The sequence below is a fragment of the Nitrosomonas limosa genome (genome assembly GCF_054188085.1).
Genome location: NZ_CM135180.1, coordinates 1405727 through 1421965, shown reverse-complemented (window position 1 = coordinate 1421965; position 16239 = coordinate 1405727). Strand labels below are relative to the sequence as shown.

17 protein-coding genes are annotated in these 16239 nt (G+C 45.0%); 9 read left to right on the top strand and 8 right to left on the bottom strand.

All coding sequences use genetic code 11. The annotated features are described in order from the left end of the window. Nucleotides 1–204: 204 nt before the first annotated feature. Both cheZ and cheY read right to left on the bottom strand, forming a co-directional pair. Entirely contained in the window at nt 205–960 is a 756-nt protein-coding gene (gene cheZ, locus ACV7NC_RS06430) for a protein phosphatase CheZ (RefSeq protein ID WP_458154692.1), read from the bottom strand. A gap of 38 nt (nt 961–998) precedes the next feature. Beyond that, a complete protein-coding gene (cheY, locus tag ACV7NC_RS06425; protein WP_458154691.1) occupies nt 999–1406 on the bottom strand; it encodes a chemotaxis response regulator CheY in 408 nt (135 codons plus the stop codon). Nucleotides 1407–1796: 390 nt separating this feature from the next. On the opposite strand from cheY, the gene ACV7NC_RS06420 reads away from it, so the two are divergent. Beyond that, the gene (locus tag ACV7NC_RS06420) at nt 1797–2285 is read left to right on the top strand and encodes a hotdog fold thioesterase (protein WP_458154690.1); all 489 of its coding nucleotides are present in this window, start codon (nt 1797–1799) and stop codon (nt 2283–2285) included. A 46-nt stretch (nt 2286–2331) separates the two neighbouring features. On the opposite strand, the gene ACV7NC_RS06415 is transcribed toward ACV7NC_RS06420, so the two are convergent. The 3 genes from ACV7NC_RS06415 to ACV7NC_RS06405 form a co-directional block, all read right to left on the bottom strand. After that, a complete protein-coding gene (locus ACV7NC_RS06415) occupies nt 2332–2814 on the bottom strand; it encodes a hypothetical protein (RefSeq protein ID WP_458154689.1) in 483 nt (160 codons plus the stop codon). Between the two features lie 455 nt (nt 2815–3269). Further along, a complete protein-coding gene (locus tag ACV7NC_RS06410; RefSeq protein WP_458154688.1) occupies nt 3270–4649 on the bottom strand; it encodes an L-serine ammonia-lyase in 1380 nt (459 codons plus the stop codon). Nucleotides 4650–4847: 198 nt separating this feature from the next. Continuing rightward, nucleotides 4848–6119, bottom strand: coding sequence for a flavin-containing monooxygenase (locus ACV7NC_RS06405; RefSeq protein ID WP_458154687.1), 1272 nt, complete (start codon nt 6117–6119; stop codon nt 4848–4850). Nucleotides 6120–6243: 124 nt separating this feature from the next. Between ACV7NC_RS06405 and arfB the strand changes: the two genes are divergently transcribed. The 8 genes from arfB to ACV7NC_RS06365 all read left to right on the top strand — a co-directional run bounded on the left by arfB (nt 6244) and on the right by ACV7NC_RS06365 (nt 11998). After that, nucleotides 6244–6672 carry an alternative ribosome rescue aminoacyl-tRNA hydrolase ArfB gene (gene arfB / locus ACV7NC_RS06400; protein WP_458154686.1) on the top strand — a complete coding sequence of 143 codons (429 nt, stop codon included), beginning with the start codon at nt 6244–6246 and terminating at the stop codon, nt 6670–6672. A gap of 200 nt (nt 6673–6872) precedes the next feature. After that, on the top strand, nt 6873–7277 hold the full coding sequence (rpsF, locus tag ACV7NC_RS06395; protein WP_458154684.1) for a 30S ribosomal protein S6: 405 nt from the start codon (nt 6873–6875) through the stop codon (nt 7275–7277). A gap of 14 nt (nt 7278–7291) precedes the next feature. Further along, nucleotides 7292–7588, top strand: coding sequence for a primosomal replication protein N (gene priB / locus ACV7NC_RS06390; RefSeq protein ID WP_458154682.1), 297 nt, complete (start codon nt 7292–7294; stop codon nt 7586–7588). Nucleotides 7589–7611: 23 nt separating this feature from the next. Further along, a complete protein-coding gene (rpsR, locus tag ACV7NC_RS06385; RefSeq protein ID WP_458154680.1) occupies nt 7612–7893 on the top strand; it encodes a 30S ribosomal protein S18 in 282 nt (93 codons plus the stop codon). A 12-nt stretch (nt 7894–7905) separates the two neighbouring features. Beyond that, nucleotides 7906–8361, top strand: a complete 456-nt coding sequence (gene rplI / locus ACV7NC_RS06380) for a 50S ribosomal protein L9 (protein ID WP_458154679.1) — start codon at nt 7906–7908, stop codon at nt 8359–8361. A gap of 113 nt (nt 8362–8474) precedes the next feature. Next, nucleotides 8475–9863: a replicative DNA helicase gene (gene dnaB, locus ACV7NC_RS06375; protein WP_458154678.1), complete on the top strand. Its 1389-nt coding sequence runs from the start codon at nt 8475–8477 to the stop codon at nt 9861–9863. A gap of 153 nt (nt 9864–10016) precedes the next feature. Then, entirely contained in the window at nt 10017–10784 is a 768-nt protein-coding gene (locus ACV7NC_RS06370) for a CPBP family glutamic-type intramembrane protease (RefSeq protein ID WP_458154677.1), read from the top strand. Nucleotides 10785–10816: 32 nt separating this feature from the next. Further along, on the top strand, nt 10817–11998 hold the full coding sequence (locus tag ACV7NC_RS06365) for a hypothetical protein (protein WP_458154676.1): 1182 nt from the start codon (nt 10817–10819) through the stop codon (nt 11996–11998). A 36-nt stretch (nt 11999–12034) separates the two neighbouring features. Here ACV7NC_RS06365 and ACV7NC_RS06360 read toward each other — a convergent pair whose 3' ends face one another. The 3 genes from ACV7NC_RS06360 to ACV7NC_RS06350 form a co-directional block, all read right to left on the bottom strand. Further along, entirely contained in the window at nt 12035–13648 is a 1614-nt protein-coding gene (locus ACV7NC_RS06360; RefSeq protein WP_458154675.1) for a hybrid sensor histidine kinase/response regulator, read from the bottom strand. A 212-nt stretch (nt 13649–13860) separates the two neighbouring features. Next, nucleotides 13861–14991, bottom strand: a complete 1131-nt coding sequence (locus ACV7NC_RS06355; protein ID WP_458154674.1) for a D-alanine--D-alanine ligase — start codon at nt 14989–14991, stop codon at nt 13861–13863. Next, on the bottom strand, nt 14988–16208 hold the full coding sequence (locus ACV7NC_RS06350; protein WP_458154673.1) for a hypothetical protein: 1221 nt from the start codon (nt 16206–16208) through the stop codon (nt 14988–14990). Before ACV7NC_RS06350 ends, ACV7NC_RS06355 begins: the two co-directional genes overlap by 4 nt. Nucleotides 16209–16239: the final 31 nt, after the last annotated feature.

The window sequence follows — 16239 nt, the reverse complement described above, 5'->3', positions numbered from 1 at the left end:
AGACTCCAGTTTTTGTTGACTAATATAGTATCTTGCCCACTTTGAAATAGAAGGAGGCTTTTAAACTAGAACTTTCTACGCAAACCCGATTAGGATTGAGAGGGTTATCAAACAGTAGCAGTATTCAGGAATGATCCTAGGTCAGCAGTTTAGGTACGCCAACCCAGAATCGTGTATAAATAGCTATTATGAAAGTCGTTTTGACTAAAAGCCGAGGCTTGCGAGCAGATCATCAACTTGATCCTGGCTAGAAACAACGTCATTTCTTTTTTCAGGATTTGTTACAGGTCCGTTCAGAAGACCTTCTTCAGTCGAGGCAATTTTGTTTGGAACATTTGCAAGCAACAGATCGATTAAATCTTTCTCTAAACTTTGTACCATGTGCGTGACTTTTTTTATGACTTGGCCTGTCAAGTCTTGAAAGTCTTGTGCCATCATAATTTCAAGCAATTGCGTATTGGTTGCATTGGCCTGTTCAGGAATATTGTCAAGAAACTGGAGTGTGTCGATTAAAAGGGTTTTGAATTTTTCAGTATCTGGATTATTTTGTTGTGTTTCAATTGCTTGTTTCCACTGTGTGGATAATTGAACTGCAGTGGCTGAAAGTTTTTCTTGGATCGGCATTGCGATTTCAGTTGCGCTCAGCGTTCGTTCGGCAGCTTGTTCGGTTTTACTGGCAATATACGTTAATTTGTTTTGGGCCTCAGGAACTTCATTGGCAATTGCCTCGAGACGCTTGTCATACCCCAATTCCCGTAAGCTATCATGTAAATTCCTGGTCATTTGTCCAATCTGATCAATAACCTTTTTATTAGTTGTTACTGTTTCGGTTTCTTCATGATCTATATTTACTGGAGAGGATGGTAAATTCGCTAATCGGATTGTTTTTCTCGATTTTGATTTGGTGGTAGCTTTCGCAGCATCATCGACTTTTTCTTTGATTTGGTGTTTTGTATTCATTTTCTGCTCGCCAGTTTGTTTTTGAATGTTAATAGTAGTTAAGCTTTTGCTGAAACTTTTACTTCCATATTTTGGAATATTTTATTCAACTTTTCTTCGAGAACGGCAGCGGTAAAAGGTTTTACAATATAACCGCTTGCTCCTGCCTGCGCAGCAGCAATGATATTTTCTTTTTTCGCTTCAGCAGTGACCATGAGCACAGGGATTTTCTTTAACGCTTCGTTGGCGCGAACATTTTGGAGCATTGTTAGGCCATCCATGTTTGGCATATTCCAATCTGAAACAATAAAATCAAAATTGCCATCTTGTAATTTTCGTAATGCGACTGCCCCATCTTCAGCCTCATCAACATTGACAAAACCAAGTTCTTTTAAAAGGTTGCGAACAATTCTACGCATTGTAGAAAAATCATCCACAACTAAGAATTTTAAATTTTTGTCAGGCATTCTATTTCTCCGTAATTTAACTAAATTATCCTTGTTTTAGTGCAGTCTCTTCTAGGCACAATCCACATTCGTTTAACTGTTAGATTTAATTGTATGCTGTTAACTTTACCGCTATTTTTACGACAATCAGCTTTGAAAGTTTAGGAGAAATCTCAAAATTAATTTTCTGAATCAGGTAGTCAGTATTCATAAATTAATTGATTTTATTATTCTTTTTTTGTTAATGAAGCTATGAGTGGTTTTATTGTGTCTAACCCTTTAGCCTATGATATCGATCAGTGTTTTGTATTTATTTTGCATTTAACTCATTTTGGCGATTCATGCTGTTTTGAAAAAGTTATAAAATCCATAATTTCACTTGAATCGGGCAATAGTTGTTAAGGAAAAATTATGAATAGTAGTATTTGGTTTAAGGAATATTCTGTTGATTATTTAGAAGGTTTGCGAAATGCCAATATGGGGGAACATATCGGTATCCAATTTGTTGAGCTTGGTTCCGATTTTTTGAAAGGAAGAATGCCGGTTGATAAGCGGACAACACAACCTTTTGGCATCTTGCATGGTGGTGCCAGCTGCGTGTTATCAGAAACATTGGGCAGCGTCTCGGGGTGGATGACAATTGACCCTGAGAAATATCGGGCGGTTGGATTGGAGCTGAACATAAATCACATTCGTGCAGTCACCAAAGGTCATGTCATAGGTATCTGCACACCGCTGCATACTGGCCGCCGCACACAAGTCTGGCAGACAGATATACTAGAAGAAGCAACCGGAAAACGTGTAGCTATTTCGCGATTGACATTAGCGATCATTGATCAAGGAACATTAAGTGCTCAGAAAGAACATGTGATAGTTGACAGGAAACGCAAGAGTGATTAAGTGTTTGATAAAAAATACTAGATCGGGATTTCTTGAAATTGGTTAATTAGCTTTTGCCGCCACCGCTTAGGTCGTGATCAGTTTTGTCGTTGTTTTGCTTTTCTTTTGATAATACCGTGACTTCAGTTTGAGCAATGATTTGTGCAGGTGAATCTGTTTGCTGATCTTGGGTTGCGGGAGATTCAGAGGTGACGGATTCAGTATCAGTATTTGTTCTAGTTGACACATTAGCTGTACGATTATCTGGATTTGCTTTGCTGTTCCACATGAAATAAATCGCTCCCATTGTCACAAGCACGACTGGTAGGGCGACAAATTCAAAGAGAGCAAACTCGACTGTTACATCTTTTCCTGGCGGCAGAGGTTTGGTGACGATCATGTAGGCATGCATAAAGGCAACCCCGTAAACCGGTATCAATGCTGCGATAAACCGATTGGTTACGATCGGACGCACCGTCAGTATGTTCAATACATTCGAGCCATAGTATCCAAGAAAATAAATAAACACATAAAAGAAAATAGCGCCCATAAGTCCCTCTTTTGTTTGATTGAGTTATTTGTAAACGATTTTATCGACACCGATAAGTACTGATCTATGATACACAGATCGAAATAAAAAATGTACAGAGTGAAATTTTGCTGCAAATAGCTATCTTACATATAAACCGAGTTAGTTTATTATCGGAGCTGAGGTTGACTGGAGAAACGATGAATTGCGATTCGAGGTTGTCCGTTCTTAATCACAAATCCTTCACAATTATCATGTTACACTGCTCTCGTATCTTCCAAATGTTAATCGATAAACGCCCTTATGGGCGTTTTTTTTGAATTGACTCTCAGCTCAAACTGATATGTCAGCGTTTGTCATCAGAGCAGTTATAAGAGCGTCTAAATTGTTGTCAGGCAGATTCTAACTCGATTGACCGCAATATTCGGATCGATTGGATGTTACTAGCAATGCGGCTCATCTATTGATGAGAGTTGTTAACATTCGGTAATACTGACAGCCAGACCGCCCAATGAAGTTTCTTTATATTTTACAGACATTTCCAACCCAGTTTGTTTCATCGCCGCAACGCAATTATCCAGCGACATAAAATGTTGACCATCGCCACGAATCGCCAGTGATGCTGCAGTATAAGCCTTAATGGCGCCAAATCCATTACGTTCGATGCAGGGAACTTGCACCAAGCCGCCAACAGGATCACAGGTCATGCCTAAGTGATGTTCCAGTGCAATTTCTGCGGCATTTTCGATTTGTGCGGTGGAGCCGCCTTTGATAGCGCATAAGCCGGCAGCAGCCATTGACGAAGCCGAACCGACTTCACCTTGGCAGCCGACTTCAGCACCGGATATTGAGCTGTTGTGCTTGATTAAGCCACCGATGGCCCCGGCAACAAGCAAAAAGTCGCGCACTTGTTCCAGAGTTGCACCCTCGTGCTTGAACGCGTAGTAAATAACCGCAGGTATTACCCCGGCGGCGCCATTGGTTGGTGCGGTGACTACCAAGTGTCCGGCAGCATTTTCCTCGTTGACCGCCATCGCGTAAGCACATAGCCAATCATTAAGGGTGGCTTTCTGCGGATTATTTTGCAGTTGCTGGTATAACGCATGCGCGCGCCGCTTGATTTTTAAGCCACCCGGAAGCTGACCTTCCGCAACCAAACCATTTTCAAGGCAAGTACGCATGGCATTCCAAATCGTATCAAGCCCTGCGTTTAATGCCTGCTCGCTGATGCGTTCCAGCTCATTGCTGCGCTTCATGGCCGCAATCGTTAAGCCGCTATCGGCAGACATTTTCATCATCTGGTTCGCCGAGTCAAATGGAAAACCGCAAGAGCGGGTTGCTTCCATTTTGATCGGCGCTACGATTTGTCCGATTTCCGCAATCGTCGTGATAAAACCGCCACCGATTGAAAAATAAGTTTCGGTCAGAAGTGTCCGTCCGGTGCCATCCAGTAACTGGAAGATCATGCCATTGGGGTGTTCCGGCAGTGGCTCGCCCTTATCAAAAATTATGTCCTCAGGAGGGGAAAAATGGACGGTAACCGAATGAGCAACTTGAAACGAAGTTTGTCGCCACAGTTTCTCAAATAGTTCATTCACGTTTTCCGTGGCCAAACCTTGCGGCGTATGTCCGTTCATGCCTAAGGTTACGGCGCGATCGGTGGCGTGACCTTTTCCGGTGAAAGCCAACGAGCCGCGCAAAGTGCAACGCACTTGTAAATAAGATGGCGCTGGATTGTTTGCGATGAATGACGAAATCCGGTTGCGAAAATCATTGGCTGCTACCATTGGACCCATGGTATGTGAACTGGATGGACCAATACCGATTTTGAAAAGATCAAGAACGCTAATAAACATTGTATTGCCTGTGAAAAAAGAATTCGAATAGATAGATCAGTATATATACGATTTAGAGAGTGTAATCTGAAAATTAAAGCGCAATTAGTATGCAGTATGTCATGGGGCGACTCAAATTTTTTTGAATTGTCACATAGCTTTTTAGTATGCATATTCAAAGTGCAGAATGGGGCATAAGTTTTTCCGGAAGTACATTTCCTATTTTTGTTTGATCAATCGCTGAATTTGCCTTAGATAAGGGTAGTAATGAACTTCAAGCGAATGGCGGGGACGGGCCAGGAATTTTCGCACCCAATATTTTCCCTCTGCAGCTGCGAGTGTGCGCCAATTATCAGGCAGGTGAATTTTGCCAGTTAAAATTTTAGATACGAGTCTTGACTGCGCCTCCGCCAATGTCCAAATACAGCCTTGCGGTTGTATTAGACCGATAAAGAACAAACTGGGGTGATCCGGGTGAAAAATTCGCAAATAAAGCGGTATGTGAGCTGTGTTCTCCCAATTTATGAAAGTGCGATCAAAAAAAGGAAAGGTGGTGATATAACCGGTAGCGGCTATGATGACATCGTATTCTGCAGTCGATCCATCAGCAAAGCAGACTGTTTTTTCAGAAACACTTTCAATTCCGGGGCGTGGACGTATTTTGCCATGCCGTATTCTGTCGAAAATTTCTGAATTTACGGTTGGGTGCGCTCGCGTCGGTGAAAAAACTGGCTCCGGTAGTCCATAATTACGGTAACATCCGATTTGAATGCGCAAGGAAAGCTTTTGTAACCAGTTCTGCAGATATTGCGGAAGCCAGCGCATGGAGGCTGCGAAAGTATCGGTGGGTTTTCCCATGATGAGCTTGGGTATAATATATTGCGGTGAACGTAAACTAATATCGACGGAAGCCGCATTGCGGCTTGATTCAATTGCGCAATCACAACCGGAGTTTCCTGCCCCCACGACGAGTATACGCTGGTTTTCTAATCCCTGATTGCTCTTGAAATCGTGAGAATGCAGATATATTCCTGAAAAATTGTTTTTCCAGTCAGGATGACGAGGAATCGACAGATGCCCATTTGCAACGAAGAGATAATCAAACTCGGGTTGAGTACCATCGCATAAGGTTAAACGCCACCGTTCGTTTTGGATTTTGTGCGCTTGCAATACGGTAACTTGGAAACGAATATATTTTTCCAACTGAAAATGCCGCGCATAAGCTTGAAAGTAGGCGAGTATTTGTTGGTGACTGGGATAATCGGGGTAGTCCTGCGGCATAGGGAAATCACTGAATTGGGACATTTGTTTGCTGGAAATCGTGTGGGTTGTATTGCAGATACTGCTATGACTTGGCATTGCCTTGTAGATCCAATTACCGCCGATTTGATCGTTTCTTTCAAAACAAACGATATCATCTAATCCCGCTTCTGCGAGTTGTTTGATGGCGGTGAGTCCGGAGCAGCCGGCGCCGATGATTGCAATGCGCATGTTGTTTGGGATACTTGAGTGTCGGGTTATTGATGATGGGCTATTTTATCTCAGCAGTGTCGCTGACAATTAATCTCGGCCTCATATTAATTATTTGCCGATTGTGTGATTAATAATACTGCGTATGTGCGATACGATACTTACATTAGCCAATGGCGTAACCATACCGTTGGTTGAAATCGAAATACAAGCTGTGCGCTCGCAGGGTTCCGGTGGGCAGAATGTCAACAAGGTATCGACTGCGATTCATTTGCGTTTTGATATCAAAGCTTCTTCGCTGCCAGAGCCATATAAAGAAAGGTTATTGCATTTTAAGGATCATAGAATTTCCAGTGATGGCATTGTCGTCATTAAAGCGCAGCGTTTTCGCAGCCAAACCAAGAACAAGGCTGATGCGTTGGCGCGGTTGCAAAACTTGATCAACAATGTTCTTGCCGAGGTCAAGCCACGAAAAGCCACTCGACCAACCCTTGCTTCAAAGACCAAACGATTGGAAGAAAAAAGCTTACATAGCCGGAAAAAAATTTTGCGCGGAAAAATAGTAGCTGAATGATATCGGAGGAATGATCAATTTCCCATCAGCCTGAGATTTCGGCATGAAAGCTTGCTAAGTGGCCTAGTTCTGTGAAAATTGATATTCATTCGCTGCCGATTAATTGATTTAATTGAAATTGTACGAGTGGTTTAGTAAAATCACTAGTTTTCAACCTTGTCTTACTGCCATGCGCGGAAGACTTTACCCATAAGGAAAATATGCGACATTACGAAATCGTGTTTATTGTTCACCCTGATCAAAGTGAACAAGTGCCAGCCATGATCGAACGCTATCGCGGTATTGTTACCGCAAGAAATGGTAAGATTCATCGTGTTGAGGATTGGGGGCGCCGTCAGCTTGCCTACCTAATCCAGAAAGTTCATAAAGCACATTATGTTTTAATGAACATAGAGTGTGATCAAGAAACACTGGACGACTTGGATCATGCGTTCAAGTTCAGCGATGCCATTCTGCGGCATTTGACCATTCGTACTGATACTCCAATTACGGAACCGTCTCCAATGATGCGTCAGGAAGAAAGATCAAGCGCAAGTGGTGGGGATGCTTCAGAATCAGCTATTGATGAGATAGAAGCTGAAGACGAACCCAGTGCTTCCGCATAGTTAATTGGTTTCAATTGGAATGTAATCAAACAATTATTTGTGGAAAACTCATTAAGCTGGGCGCTTTGCGTTATACACCCGCCGGTATTGCCGTGATCGAGTTCACCGTTCATCATGAATCGCGGCAAAGGGAAGCAGGAGCAATGAGGCAAATAATTTTTGATGTTTTTGCGATAGCGATGGATCAATTGGCTCTGCAAGTTGCTGAGGTTAAAGTCGATAGTATGGTGAAATTGAGCGGTTTCTTGAATAGGAAAAGCCATATGAATCAACAGCTCGTTTTGCATGCTAGCCAGATCGAACTTATTTAATCAGACATTAGGAATCAACGAATATGACACGTTTTACCAGACGAAAAGATAGTAAAGACAAAGAAAAAGATAAAAAAGCAAATCGTCCGTTATTCAAGCGCAAGAAATTCTGCAGATTTACTGCGGAGGGTATTAAGCAAGTGGACTATAAGGACATTGATCTTTTAAAAGACTTTATCAGTGAAAATGGCAAAATTATTCCGGCTCGTATAACCGGCACCAGCGCTTTTTATCAGCGGCAATTGAGCACGGCGATTGAACATGCACGTTTTTTAGCATTATTGCCCTACACCGATCGTCACTAAGGAGTCATTGCAATGCAAATTATTTTGATGGAAAAAATTGTGAATTTGGGACAACTGGGAGACATCGTTAATGTTAAAAGCGGCTTTGCTCGCAACTATCTAATTCCTCAAGGAAAAGCAAAGCGTGCGACCGAGCAGGCGATAGCCGAGTTTCAAACGAAACGAGCAGAGCTGGAGAAAAAACAAGCAGCTGCTCTTGAAGCTGCTAAAGCAGTTGCAACAAAACTTGAAGGGTTATTGGTACAAATTACCCAGAAAGCCGGAAGTGATGGGAAGTTATTCGGTTCTGTGTCCAATGCGAATATTGCGGAAGCGTTGGTTGGTTTAGGATTTTCCATCGAAAGATCCATGATCCGTATGCCGCATGGTCAATTGAAACAAGTTGGCGATTATCCGTTGACTATCGCGCTCCATAGTGATGTAGCTGCCAATATTACGGTCTCGGTACTCGGGGAAGCATCTTTGTAAGATATTGTTTATAAATATTAACTGTAAAAAAGGACTATTTCGGTAGTCCTTTTTTATTTGCAGTGCAGCTTAATGTTAGAATGAAAAAACTTCCAATCGCATAGTTGAATTCCATGGCGCAATCACCGATCAGCTTTTTGCAGGATCAAATTACAGACCCTTATAAAACGCCTCCTCACTCGATAGAAAGTGAGCAGTCAGTTCTCGGCGGATTGATGCTGGACAATGATGCTTGGGAAAAAGTCGCTGACATAATCACCGAGAATGATTTTTACCGGTACGATCACCGGATGATTTATCACCACATTTGTAAATTGATCGAGCAAAGTAAACCAGCCGATGTGATAACGGTGGCGGAGTCATTGGAAACATCCGCCGAGCTTCAAACCGTCGGTGGGCTTGCTTACATCGGCGCGATGGTGCAGAACACGCCGTCCGCTGCAAATATCAAACGCTACGCAGAAATTGTGCGTGAGCGTTCCATCATGCGTAATCTGGCGCAAATCGGTGTGCAAATAACAGATTCGGCTTACAATCCGGTCGGGCGATCTGCTGCGGATTTACTGGACGAAGCGGAAGCCAAGGTTTTTGAAATCGCCGAAGAAGGTGCACGCGGAAAAGAAGGATTCGTCGGCATCCAACCGCTGCTGAAACAAGTTGTGGAACGGATAGAATTGTTATATAGCCAGGATAATCCGAGCAATGTGACCGGCGTGGCATCCGGATTTCATGATCTTGACCAGAAAACATCCGGTTTCCAGCCGGGGGATCTGATTATTGTCGCAGGCCGCCCCTCTATGGGTAAAACCGCCTTTTCGTTAAATATTGCCGAGTATGTCGCGCTGGAATTGAACAAGCCGGTTGCGGTATTCAGTATGGAAATGGGAGGCGCTCAACTGGCGATGCGGTTATTGGGATCCGTCGGTAAGCTTGATCAGCATAAAGTGCGAACGGGGCGTCTAGCCGATGAAGATTGGCCCAAATTGACCCATGCCTTAGGCAAATTAAATGAAGCGCCCATTTATATTGATGAGACCGCGGCGCTCAATGCATTGGAACTGCGAGCGCGGGCAAGGCGGCTATATCGCCAATACGGGGAGTTAGGATTGATTGTGGTTGATTATTTACAACTCATGTCTTCCACCAGTCAAGGGGAAAACCGGGCTACCGAAATCTCTGAAATATCACGGGCATTGAAAGGATTGGCCAAGGAACTTAAAGTGCCGGTAATTGCATTATCGCAACTGAATCGCAGTCTCGAGCAACGCCCAAACAAGCGTCCGGTCATGTCGGATTTACGAGAATCCGGCGCCATTGAACAAGATGCCGATGTGATCCTTTTTATTTATCGAGACGAAGTCTATAACCCGGATTCCCCAGACAAAGGCATTGCAGAGATAATCATCGGTAAGCAGCGCAATGGACCGATTGGAAAAGTTGATTTAACCTTTCTGGGGGAATATACACGTTTCGAAAACCATGCCAGACCGGAATATTATTAACCTGTCAGTGTGAAATGTTAAAACTGGGTAGTGATTTCAGAATTTTTCTGGGAGGCATGCACAATTTCATTTCTTATAAAATCTAGAAATTTGATTAATAAAAAAAATTTTTCATCAATTTTTCTTAAGTCAGAGACTGATTCTCTAAAGTTTTTGCAAGAAAATGGCAACCGTATCGATCTCAAAGTAGTGCTGATATGTTTGATCGTTGCCTTGTCTTTGACTTGTACGCGCTATTTGGGAAATCCTTGGTTTGTGATTTCCATCCTGAACGATTTGAACCTGCTCCGGCTTGCGGAAATGTTGCAGGGCAGAATTGACGATCCAGTGAATGGTCAACTTTACATGCTGACGTATTGGGCAACAATCGTTATTTTCTTCTATCTGATTGTACCCATAGGTATTATTTGGTTCGTATTTAAGGAAAAGCTGTCGGATTATGGCTTAAGATCTGAAGGGGCGCTGAAAGATTATCCGCTGTATCTGTACATGCTGGTTTTCATGATTCCGCTGGTAATTTATTTTTCCGGCTCCGGGAGTTTCCTGGAGCGCTATCCTTTTTATGAAGTTGGGAAGAATGAAAGTTTATTTCCCAAGTTTTTTATTTGGGAAATGATCTATTTCTTGCAGTTCGCAGCTTTGGAATTTTTCTTTCGGGGTTTTATTCTGCACGGAACAAAGCAGCGCTTTGGGTTCTACGCCATATTCGTCATGGTAATTCCGTATTGTATGATTCATTTTGGCAAGCCGATGGCGGAAACCATCGCCGCAATTATTGCCGGGGTTGTGCTGGGGTATTTAAGTTTAAAAAGCAGAAGTATCTGGTTGGGTGTTATGATTCACTGCAGTGTCGCACTGACGATGGATTTATGTGCACTTTACAGGAAAAGCGAATTTCAAATGAACGGGATGTTTGGGTGAAGTGTAAAAATACGAAGCTCGAGCTACATAGATTGCGGGAATACTTTTCGTATTTTTTCATCCTGTTTCTCTTAACCGGCTGTGTATCCCCGATTGCCCTGAATCGTGCTGTCATCGCATACGATGAAGCAGTAACCGATGCCATTTCGCAACAACTGCTCGTCAATATTGTTCGTGCGCATTACCGTCAACCGATTCATTTCACCGGTGTATCCAATATTGCGGCTACCTTTACTTTTGCTGCCAACGCCGGCGCAACCCCAGCACTGGGAGGGCTTGCCGGAACAACTTTGATGCCGATTTTTGGCGGCAGTCTTGCTGAAAGCCCGACCATCAGTATTGTTCCGATCGAGGGTGAAGAATTTACCAAGCGCCTGTTGACCCCCTTTCCACAAAGCAAACTGACGTTGTTATTGCGTCAACACTATGATGTCGACATGTTGCTACGTATGATGGCACAGGAAGTGCGTTTGGAGGATTCCGGTCAGCACGGTGTTTACCGCAATAGCCCGGCGGACAGGATGGGCTATGAAATGTTTCGCCGCGTCGCACTCCATCTTTCTGCTATCCAGGATCACAATCAACTATACGCGGAACCGTTATTACTGACGCATACTTGGACTATCCCAGCCGCTACCATTGCGCCTGACAGTTTCCAGTCGCTGCAAAAGGAGTTTATCGTGCACTATAACTCCGCGGACGATACCTTTTCGTTACGCAAACAAATTCCTGGACCGATTTTGATCACCAATTACGATCCTGATTTACTGACTGAAGCAGAGCGTGAGAAATTGAACGAACGCGCTCGTGAATGGGATGTGAGCGATATCGCGTTCGATATCCGTGCCGGTTATTCCGGCGGCGAATGGCCGATGAGCGGTTTTTTCCGGTTAAGAAGTTTTCATGCCATTCTGAGTTTCTTGGGTAAGTCGCTGGGTCATGAAGCCGGTTATCATGTCGAAAAAGACCCTAGAACACCGCCGATACTGGGCAATGAAAACCCCGATTTAACCATGGAATTTTTGGTTTCCAGCTCACCACCGTCAGGAACAGATTTCTCCATTCGCTGGGATAGCCGCTATTATGCGGTTAATACTTCAGGACCCTATGCACGTTGGAATCGCGATGCTTTCCAGTTGTTATTCTTGTTGTTTCAGATGACCGTTACCGATTTGCCGCGCATCGGCGTGCCCAGCATCACCATCGCCAAATAGTTTTTCACCACAATAGCTCTTTTTAATCTTTCGAAGTTAGGTGTTCTGCTGCGATTGCTGTTGTGCTGAGAGATATTTAATGAGTAGCGCATTAAGCGCGGAGATATCGATCGGTTTGGTAATAAAATCGTTCATCCCGGCAGCGATGCACGCGGTTCTATCGTCTTGATAGGCATTGGCCGTGCAAGCAATCACCGGCGCCAGGATTCCTTTTTCCCTAAGCATCTGCGTCGATTGCAGGCCATCCATTCCAGGCATTTGCATATCCATCAGAATTAGATCAAATTCGTTCTCTAACGCCAGATCAAGCGCTTCCTTGCCATTCCCGGCTTTGGTCACGTTTAATTCAAACTGAAGTAATATTTGTTCAAGAATGAGTTGATTCAGCACATTATCTTCCGCTATCAGCACATGAAAGCGGTGGTCGAACTTATGCAGCGGATTTTCATTGGTGATGCGATTATGCAGTTCTGGTGCGGGGGATAGCGGAATTGACAAGATAAAAGTCGACCCTTTGCCGATTGCAGATTCAACCTTGATCGATCCGCCCATTTTATCGATGATGTTTTTTGAAATTGCCAAGCCCAAACCAGTACCGCCAAATTTCCGGGTTATCGAACCGTCCGCTTGATAAAACGGTTTAAAGAGATTTCTGACGACCTCTGCATTCATGCCGATACCGTTATCTTTGATGATGACGGAAAGCAAGCCGTCGCGATAACCGGCACAAATCTCAACGATGCCGTCTTCTGAGAATTTGATGGCATTCGATGCGATGTTATTGACGATCTGTTTCAGCCGGATTTCATCGCCTTCTACATAGCAGTCTTCAGCAATTTTCTGATAATCGAACCGGAGGTTTACGCGTTTTTCCTCCGCCAATCCGAGCAGTATCGCATGGCAATCCTTGAAAACTTTGATGAGCGGTAGCCGCGCTTTCTCAATTTGAAACTTACCCGCTTGCATTTTCGAGAAATCGAGCAATTCATTCACGATATCGCGCAAATGGCTGCCGGATAAATGGATGCTTTGCGCATAATTTCTGATTTTCTCATAATCGGTCTCCGCTTTAATCAATGCCGATAAACCCATGACAGCATTCAGCGGGGTGCGCAACTCGTGACTGACATTGGCTAGAAATTCATCTTTCATTTGTTGCGCTTTCTGCCATTCTTTGAGTGCCGTAATATCCTCGAAGACACCCACATATCCAATCAAATGATCATTTCCATCTCTTAATGCGCTGATCGATAAATAAGTCACAAATGTCGACCGATCTTTGCGGATATACGTCCACTCCCGGGTTTCCACCTCGCGTTTTTCCCGGGGGTTTTTGACGAAAACATCAAAACTGGGTTCGATTCCCAATTCGATAGCACGAACCGCAATCTCTTCCGGAACATGAATAATGGCAGGTGTCAATTTGCCGATCACTTCCTCTGCGCGGTAGCCCAGCATTTTTTCGGCTGCAGGGTTAAAGATCAGAATGGTTCCGTTTAAATCCGTTTCGATGACTCCGTAGCGGGTCGTTTGGATGATGGCTTCAATAGCGCGTACACGCATCGATTCCTGGCTGCTGTTGCAACGCCGGCGGAGATATACAATATAGCCGATACAAGCCAGCGAGAATATAGCGAGTAGAGCAATCATAGATTCGTCATGGAGGAACAATGGCGGTGTTATAGCAGATTGATGATTCAAAAATGGATAACCATTAAAGGGTAAAAATTTGAAATCGGCACGTTACAATTAATTACTGAATCTGCATCGCATCATGTGCAGACCATTCGATTGTAACTTATGACGGGAGTAGAAGAAGCAAAAAGCTGAATGGTAGGCTTGAAGCGGCTTCAGAAAAATCGCTACAAAAGATTGGGTGGGTGCTTGACAATGGGATTTTGGTATCGCTCCAAAGCTTCACGAACCATCAAATCCATCAAATCCGGAGCGCGTACGCCGATGTGCCGCCACGCCATGACGAACGGAGCCCAGGCGGATAATCCCGGCATGGTGTTGACCTCATTGAGCACCGGGCCTTGGGGACCCAAGAAACAGTCGATGCGGGCGATTCCACGCATATCCAATGCCCGCCAAACCTTTAGAGCAAAGTTCTGCAGTTTGACGGTATCGGTTTCGCTTAGGCGAGCGGGGACGATGTCGTCGAGCGCATCGGCGCTGTATTTGGCATCGTAGTCGAAACTGTCGGCACGAAGCGTGGATTCGGCAATCGCGGATATCCTGGGTTGTGCTAGGTTTCCGGCGATGCCGATACCATATTCGATGCCTTGAACCTGCGCCTCGACCAGGATACGGCTATCCCATTTCAATGCTTCTTCGATTGCGAGTGCAAGATCTTCGAAGCGGATGACACGGTGCAAACCGATCGACGAGCCCAAGCGGGCAGGTTTGATAAACAGAGGGAAGCCTAAAGATCGGCAACGCTCCAAGCAGGCTTGTTTTTCACGAGTCCAAGTAATCGTGGTAACTCCAGTCCACGGTGCTACGGTCAATCCGCTTGCTTCGCAGAATTGTTTGGTCAGGATTTTGTCGATCCCTAGCGCCGAGCCTTCCAGATTACAACCGCCATAAGGCAACCGCATGAATTCGAGGAATCCTTGAATACTGCCGTCCTCACCGCCCTGACCATGGAAAACCGGCAAGAAGAGTCCCCAATCCCCTTGACCGCCGTCGTGAAGACAAGTCTCACCGGATGGATGTGCACGTCCCTGCAACCATGTACAAAGATCATCCGATGGAGGGGTTTCGCCAGGTCCGAAAAAAGTAACTTCGTTACGGGCAAAAAAGGTTGCGATTGCATCACGACAAACAGCAGCGGACGTCGGCTTGCCTTGTTGATCAAAATAAACGCCGCAGGCCAGATAGCGCGACGGATCAAGATGCAATAACGCGAACAATCCGGATTTGACGCTGACCCAGTGTTCCGGGCTTTTTCCACCGAAAAGCACCGTGACTGTTTGACGGATTCCGTTCATAGCCGATCCTTAAAACCGAAATTGAGCCGATTGCGCCGGCGATAACGTTCCAAACCGGCCGCCATGATTTCATCCAATAGGGCTGCTGGCGGTAATCCAGCTTTGGTAAAGGCTTCTGCGTAGACGCTATGCGCACCGAAGCCTGGCATCGTGTTGACTTCGTTGATTGCGAACTGACCATTTTCATAGAAACAGTCGATCCGTGCGCAGCTTTCCAGATCCAGTGCATGCCAGGCAGCCACGGCCAGCTCCTGAAGCTGATGCATTTGGTGATTGTCGAGATGCGCCGGAATGGCATCTTCTTGCGCCTGGTCGCCGAATTTGGCTTCATAATCAAAAAAATCAGGGTTCAGTGCATATCCGACTACTAATGAAATCTTCGGCTCGTCAAGGCCGCACAATCCGATGCCATACTCCGGCCAGTTGCATTGCGGTTCTATCAGCACACGCCGGTCTAACGATAATGATTGAATCAGCGCGGCGATCAATTCCTGGCGATTGGAAGCTTTAGTGACACCCAGCGACGATCCTAAGCTGGCCGGTTTGACGAAAACCGGATAATGCAGGCATTGCTCCGATTCGACTATGCGCTTAGCCAGTGTTGGACTGATGGCTTTGATTGCATCAAAACTTGACCCGGATTCTGTTTGATGATGCTCTGGCAGTTCAATCAATACTGAAAGCACGTCATCAGCGCCTAATTCCCAATCGTCGATCGTGATCTGCGGCAATACCGGCAGCCCGGAAACACGCAAGATTGATTTGGTTTTTATTTTATCGACGCTGATAACGGAAGCCGCGATACCGCAACCGGCATAAGGCAAGTCCAGAATTTCGCAAAAACCCTGGAAGCTGCCGTCTTCACCGCCACGGCCATGGAAGGCCGGCCATACCAAATCCCATTGGTTATTTGTCAATGTGGTCCATGGTGCTCCGCTCCAGGCTGTTGCTTGCCGGAAGATGGCTCGGCAGCGTTCGGCGCCTGACTGATCGCTCCAAGCTTTGATATAAGGATGTGTTGCCCAAGTTTCGAACAAAGCCGGTAATTCAGCGGCTTCTGCCAGGCGACCGTCGGGGTGCTGGTAGAAGAAAGCAGGATGGTGATCGGCGCGGAATTGACTCAATAGCCACAGCGCGCTTTCAATACTGCCGATATGTTCAGCCCCGGTGCCGCCGCATACCAGTGCCAGCCTCAATGAGGGCAAAAGAATTGTCACGTGCAATAAACCCCGCAAATGGATTTTTCTG